Genomic DNA, 1,772 nt, shown 5'->3' on the forward strand with positions numbered 1-1,772 from the left:
TGATCGCCGCATCAAAGACCTGGCGGCGGCTCAAAGGCACAAATCAGTTGCCGAAGGTCATCGCAGGTGTCAGATTCGAAAACGGCATCGAGGTCATCCAAGTGCCGGCAAACCACGCCGCCTGATCGCCTCGTCACCCAAATTCCCGCATAGCTCCAACGCCTCGATCTCGCTCGCGAAGTTTATCGACCGACGTTTTCTCTGCTTCTGACAGAACCCATCAATTCCTCCCGTGCGCGATTGTAAGCATTGTTGATAGAATTGCCGAGCTTGCGTATCCTGCTTAGTCGTTTGAGCGTCTCGGCTCCTCTATCCGCTTGCAGCGCTTGGAACGAGTTCTCAATTGCATCGATGCTAGTGTTCACGTCTGCACTGTACGGCTTCACCATCTTGCTAGATCCCATGCGAGTCCCGAAAAGGCGCTCTCTCCTATCCGCTTCGGCAAGACGGTCGCTCAGATCCTCGTTACCTCTCAACGCATCGTAAAGTGCCGCTTTTTGATCTACCTCCAAGTGTTCGTGTGCCACGACAAGGGTCGAGGCTGCGGCCTGGTGGTCGAACGGATTCGAATAGCCATCCTTAAATAGTTCAATTGTTTGATCAAGAAGACGCCGTCTATTCGCATGATCAAGGGAGCCCAGGTGGCCCGCGATTGCTAGGATGGGGGCAGCATTATTGCTAATGCGAGACAGGTCGAGAATGTGATCAACCGTGGCCGCTTTCCGGCCAGCAGATTGGAACCTAAGTATTGGCGCGACACTGCCGGCCCGACGAGCTGCGTTCCCAGGCTCGTCGTCCGGATACGCTGGGGGCTCGCCGTTATCCGGCTTTGCAGTTTCGTACAAAGCATGGGCAACAGTGCCGATCCGGTTAAGCCGCTTGTGAAACGCCCCAATGGGGTCCGTCTGCACTGCATCTCGTGCGGAGCGGCCGATGAGCTTAATCGTCGTGAGCTGGTTTGCTGTTTCAACCGGGTCGTCGGTGATCACACGTCTCGCAATATCGGCCATTTCGCCGCTCGACAGCGCCGTTATCCGTGTCCCACGACCATCACCAGTTGCATGATTTCGTCTATGTGTCTGCTCTCTACTGTCTGTCACTGAGCATCTGCCTCCTTTTAGAGCGTGAGCATACCATGTAAGAGCCCCTAGCTACGCTGATATCGACTACATTTGTAACTCGGTCCTCGGCCCGTCTGGGAAGGGTTGCCGTCGAGCTATCGCCGAATTTTGGTGACGGTGAGGCCGGTCAGGCGGCGGCGGTTATGGTCTGACGGTCGGTTGGCTTGGCGATGACCTCGATCCCGTCGTTGAATGTCACACCGCGAACGAGTTTTGGCAACTGATTGTGGCCATCGCGGCGACGCCAGCTTTTCTGCGTGGCCTCCAGCAGTTTGAAGACCATCGCAGTTTTGGCACCGTCGGGTCGAGCCCGCGCGAGACCAGGTTGTCCAGCAGAGCCTGAGGATGGACAAGCGATTTCTTCGTGGCCGAGAGGACGACTGCGGAGATCGCTGTAAGTCCATTCTTTTGTTCGGCTGCGCTGCGGGCCATTCTTCCGTCCCGGCCACCGATCTCGCAGCCGCCGCGCGGAGGGGCGGTCAAGGCTGGCCGCATCTGCGGCCACCGCAAGGCTTCGCCTTGACCGGCCCGAGCACGGCGGCACGCTGGCAGTGGAACGGGACTGCATGTTCATCGCTGCCAGATCCACAAGGCCCGCAACATTATGGAACGCTTGCCGAAACAGCATCATGCGGCCACCCGTCGGGTGCT

General features: G+C 57.7%; 1 protein-coding gene and 1 pseudogene. Both read right to left on the bottom strand.

The window, feature by feature from the left end; all coding sequences use genetic code 11:
* Positions 1-182: 182 nt before the first annotated feature.
* Positions 183-1,010, bottom strand: coding sequence for a hypothetical protein (locus tag AC5ZGW_RS46110; protein ID WP_130231908.1), 828 nt, complete (start codon positions 1,008-1,010; stop codon positions 183-185).
* 238 nt (positions 1,011-1,248) lie between these two features.
* Positions 1,249-1,772: pseudogene (locus AC5ZGW_RS46115) on the bottom strand (hypothetical protein); the annotation flags it as partial.

The organism is Bradyrhizobium sp. Crot121 (assembly GCF_059512385.1).

Coding starts and splice junctions, on each gene's coding strand:
- AC5ZGW_RS46110 (WP_130231908.1), bottom strand. CDS start 1,010: ATGGCCGATATTGCGAGACGTGTGATCACCGACGACCCGGTTGAAACA.